Origin of the sequence: uncultured Salegentibacter sp. (genome assembly GCF_963972535.1) — a bacterium.
Taxonomy (GTDB): domain Bacteria; phylum Bacteroidota; class Bacteroidia; order Flavobacteriales; family Flavobacteriaceae; genus Salegentibacter.
On the sequence record NZ_CAXAVR010000158.1, the window covers coordinates 1 to 4,543 of the forward strand.

At 36.8% G+C, this 4,543-nt stretch carries 5 protein-coding genes; 1 reads left to right on the plus strand and 4 read right to left on the minus strand.

Annotated features, from left to right (window positions below; translation table 11 throughout):
* From AACZ30_RS13010 to AACZ30_RS13020, 3 genes are all read right to left on the minus strand, one after another.
* Positions 1-576 (minus strand): HD domain-containing protein (locus tag AACZ30_RS13010; protein WP_339649876.1); only part of this gene is annotated, 576 nt, incomplete at its 3' end.
* 170 nt (positions 577-746) lie between these two features.
* Complete coding sequence (locus AACZ30_RS13015; RefSeq protein ID WP_339649877.1) at positions 747-1,478, minus strand: lysophospholipid acyltransferase family protein; 732 nt, start codon at positions 1,476-1,478, stop codon at positions 747-749.
* A 220-nt stretch (positions 1,479-1,698) separates the two neighbouring features.
* Positions 1,699-2,109, minus strand: coding sequence for a BrxA/BrxB family bacilliredoxin (locus AACZ30_RS13020; protein WP_075325523.1), 411 nt, complete (start codon positions 2,107-2,109; stop codon positions 1,699-1,701).
* Between the two features lie 219 nt (positions 2,110-2,328).
* Between AACZ30_RS13020 and AACZ30_RS13025 the strand changes: the two genes are divergently transcribed.
* The gene (locus AACZ30_RS13025; RefSeq protein WP_075325524.1) at positions 2,329-3,063 is read left to right on the plus strand and encodes a TerB family tellurite resistance protein; all 735 of its coding nucleotides are present in this window, start codon (positions 2,329-2,331) and stop codon (positions 3,061-3,063) included.
* Here AACZ30_RS13025 and AACZ30_RS13030 read toward each other — a convergent pair.
* Positions 3,060-4,543 (minus strand): TonB-dependent receptor (locus AACZ30_RS13030; protein ID WP_339649878.1); only part of this gene is annotated, 1,484 nt, incomplete at its 5' end. The two genes, AACZ30_RS13025 and AACZ30_RS13030, sit on opposite strands and share 4 nt — an antisense overlap.

The window sequence follows — 4,543 nt, forward strand, 5'->3', positions numbered from 1 at the left end:
CTTTCCTGTTTTAGTATTCATTCGGTCTTTTAGTAAAAGCAACTTTTCGTAAAAATGGTTGATTGTTGGTGCGGTAGAAGCTTTGTATTCTTCTTTGGTCATATTTAAATCGGGTTCAATTTCAGGATCATAAAGGGCACGGCCTTTAAAGCCGCCGTAATTAAAGGTTCTGGCAATACCTATTGCACCCAGCGCATCTAATCTGTCGGCATCCTGAACTATTTCCAACTCTATAGAATTAAATTCCTGCTGAATATTTCCGCCTTTAAAAGATACGTTTTCTATAATCTTCACTACGTGATTAATAATTTCAGCTGAAACCTCTTGTTTCTGAAGAAAATCTGAAGCCACTTTGGGGCCAACACTTTCATCGCCATTATGAAATTTTGAATCGGCTATATCGTGAAGCAGTGCACCGAGTTCAACTATAAAAAGATTGGCCGCTTCATTTTTAGCAATAAGCTTTGCGTTATTCCAAACCCGCTGAATATGAAACCAGTCGTGGCCGCCTTCAGCATTTTTAAGGGTTTCTTTTACGAAGGCTTCAGTGTTTTTTAATATCTGGGGTTTATTCATATTTAAATCAAAGAATATTTTTGAAAGTGTCGCTTCGTCAAGCTGAACTCGTTTCAGCTTCTATGATGTTATTACAATTTAAGATCTTAGATCTCCGAATAAATTTCGGAGCAGGCTCTGAAATAAATTCAGGAGGACGTCTTAATATACAGGTCGGTTATTTTTTATATTTACTTAATATCAGCAATAATAGTTCGTTCTACTTTGGCAACCAAGCCTTCGGCATCGTCTGATATTACAGCAATAGGTTCGTGAACTTTCAGTTTAATATGTACGCCGGGTTCCATTGGGAAATTACCGTATTTAAAGAGTTTCCAGGAATTATTGATGGTTATGGGAACTATTAAAGCTTCTGGCATTTGTTTAAAAAGCATTTGCATTCCGCTTTTGGCAAACTTTTTTGGTGCCCCGGTTCGGCTGCGGGTTCCTTCTGGAAAAATTACCGCAGAACGGTTTGTCTTGTTGAGGTATTTGGCAAATTTCGCCATTTTAATAAGCGATTCCCTGGGATTTTTTCTGTCTATCAATACCGAACCTCCGTGCCGTAAATTAAAAGAGATACTTGGAATTCCTTTTCCCAATTCTTTTTTGCTTACAAATTTTGGATGGTGTTTTCTTAAATACCAGATTATTGGGGGAATATCATACATTCCCTGGTGGTTAGCGACGAAAATGCAGGGTTTTTCTATTGGAATATCGTGGGGGTTTTCTATAGTAAAACGTGTGCCCAGAATATTTAAGCAACGCATTAAAAAGAAATTAAAGATATCTACACTTTTTTTATGCGGCTGGTAGCCACCAAGTTTTAAGCACAACCATTGGATGGGATGAAAAACCAGTAGGTTTAAAAAAAAGAAAAAATAGAATAAAACCGATAAGGGGTATGAAAGTATTTTTTTCATCACTTAGATTATGCGGCTAAATTAAGTATTTAAGCCGAAAACCTACAAATACTAATTTGGGAAAGGGAAATAAAAAAGGTCTGAAAGATCACTTTTCGTCAAGCTGAACTTGTTTCAGCTTCTAACCTAATTATAAGTTAGATCCTGAATTTATTTCAGAATGACGTTCTTAAAGCTCTTTCAGACCTTTTTTCAATAATTTATTATACTAGATCGCTGCTTAACAAAACTCGTTATAAGCTCCAATAAGGTTTTCAGCAATCATTTCAGCCGGGCGGCCTTCAATGTGGTGACGCTCTAACATGTGTACTAATTCACCATCTTTAAAAAGTGCCATAGAAGGTGAAGATGGAGGAAAAGGAACCATTAAACTACGAGCCTTTTCGGTAGCTTCTTTATCTACACCTGCAAAAACTGTTACCAGATTATCAGGTTTTTTTGCATTTTGTAAAGAAATTCTGGCGCCTGGTCTTGCATTGGCCGCAGCACATCCACAAACTGAATTTACAACTACCAGGGTAGTTCCATCTTTCTTCATTGCGTTCTCTACATCTTCTACACTGTGTAATTCTTCAAAACCAATGCTGGTAAGGTCTTCACGCATAGGTTTTACTAAATCTGCTGGATACATATATTTGTTTTTTTGTATTAAACTTTAGTAAGTTACAAAGATACCAAATTAACTTCAGCTGCCCATATTTCAATTAAATTATGTGCTAATAGGCTAAATTGATGAATCTAAGCTCGTTTGTACTTAGAATTGATTTGAATTTTGAGTGAAGGCTTTAAGCAAATAAATCTCATTTAATGAGTAAAATGGTATCTTTGCCGCTTATTTAAAATTTTCTTCATGTTTAAATGGATTGCAGCCGTGATTGGCTATATGTATTTCCGGTTTCCGGGAGCCATTTTAGGTTTTATAATAGGAACGTTAATAGATAACTGGACCAAGGGAAGTGGTGGAGCCTTTAAGCAAATGTTCGGGCAGCAAGATCAAACTGTATCTCCCGGGGATTTTGAACTAAATTTACTCTCCCTATGTTCCCTGGTAATTAAGGCAGATGGACAGGTTTCACAGTCTGAAATGGATTATGTACGCTCCTATTTTGTGCAGGCCTATGGGAAAGAACGTGCCAATGCAACATTTAGAACTTTTAATGAATTAATTAAAAATCGTGAAATTTCAGCATCAAGAATTTCACAATATTTGGCTGCCAGAACAAAGTATCCTGCACGTTTGCAAATAATTCACTTTCTCTTCGGAATAGCGCAAGCCGATGGCCGTGTTAGTGAAGCTGAAGCTCGCGTAATCCAGGAAATTGCCGGCTATCTTAGAATTGGCCGAATGGATTTTGAAAGCTTAAAAGCTATGTTCTTTAAATCTGCCGATAATGCTTATAAAATCCTTGAAATTGAAAAATCGGCTACTGATGCTGAGGTTAAAAAAGCATACAGAAATATGGTTAAAAAATATCATCCCGATAAATTAGGCCATATGGACGAAGCTTATAGAAAAGGAGCGCAGGAAAAATTTAATAAAGTGCAGGAAGCTTACGAACAAATTCAAAAAGAACGCGGAATTTAAAATTTATATTTCAAATTCAGCATAAAATTCCTGCCTGGGCTACTCACGTTAAACGCTCTTAAAATTGACATATGGTCTACATAGTTTTTATTTAAGGCGTTATAAACTGTAATTCCCGTCTCCAGCTCATCGTTTCCTAAATTAAATTTCTTACTTATTCCTAAATTAAGCAATGAATAACCGGCTGTAGTTTCTTCATTGAAACCTGCCCTGTTTTGGTCGCTTACCATTCTTAATTTTGAAAAAGCATAGAATGATCTATCATTTAAGCCGAAATAACCAACTTCCAGGTTAAAATTATCCGGTGGGATAAAACTTAAATTTCTATCGTTTTTAAGATCTTCTGCCCTTACAATAGCTCCTGAAAATTTTGTTTCCAGGCGTTGCTGGTCAAGCCAGGTATGTTTTATCTCAAATTCAAATCCGTATAAGTTAGCATCGGTTTGGAGATAAGACCAAATTTCCATGTTTTCATCTGGCAATGTTTCATCGGTAGCGGTGAAATAAATATAATTGTTTACCCGGCTACCAAATGCTGAAAAAGTACTTTCAAACCTGTTGTTGCGGTAAGTATAACTTAAATCTGCCTGTATGCTTTGTTCCCTGCCAAATTGATCGTTTCCCTTTTCAAATCGGCTGGTGCCGGGATGTGGACCGTTAGAGAATAATTCAGCCAGATCTGGAGCTCTAAAACCGGTGGAAAAATTAAACTTTAGTTGATTCTTGGCGTTAAATTTTTTAGTGGCGCCAATAGAACCGGTAAATCCGTTAAATGTCCTGGTAAGTTTTCGATTTTGAGGATTCCCGGGAAGGATATAGTCGTCTGCAATTAGTTCTTCTGAACTGGCATCTGCGGTAACATTTCTATAATCGTAACGAAAGGCGCCCTGGAGAAACCAACTGTCAATATCTAAACTCGCCAGGTAGTAGATTCCGTTTTCAAAGATTTCGGCATCAGGAATTAGAAATTCCTGCGAATTTTTAATGTTCTGGGTTTTTACAAAACTTCCCTGTGTTCCCAGGCTATGCTTTATTTTTCCGTTAGGAAAAGTTATTCTTGCATTGTAGAAGCTGTGGTTTTGCTGCAATCCAAGATCTACAAGATCAAAATCCTGCTCCACTTCCTTTCTATTATTTGAGTGGTGTGAAAGGTGTAGAGAGGTCTCAAAATTCTCGTGTTGCGTAGTTTGATTATAAGAAAGCAAATAGTCTTTTACCTCCTGAAACGGCAATTGCATATCCCTGTCATTTCGACCGGTGGCGAGGCTTTTTGAATCCTCCATTTCTTCATCCAGGATAATTCCTAAATTTTGATCATTAAAAGAAAATGATAATTTATTCTGAAAGTTTTCTTTTTCTATTCCGGTGTGTAGTCTAAGTGTCTTTGTATTGAATCGGCTGTTTCCAATTAATCTTCCATTCCCGTTTTTATAATCTGCGTGATTCTCATAAGCAAGATCGGTAGCTATAAAAATCCCAT

Excerpts from the sequence above, each read along its gene's own strand:
- AACZ30_RS13015 (WP_339649877.1), bottom strand. The coding sequence starts at position 1,478 with ATGAAAAAAATACTTTCATACCCCTTATCGGTTTTATTCTATTTTTTC.
- AACZ30_RS13020 (WP_075325523.1), bottom strand. The coding sequence starts at position 2,109 with ATGTATCCAGCAGATTTAGTAAAACCTATGCGTGAAGACCTTACCAGC.
- AACZ30_RS13025 (WP_075325524.1), top strand. The coding sequence starts at position 2,329 with ATGTTTAAATGGATTGCAGCCGTGATTGGCTATATGTATTTCCGGTTT.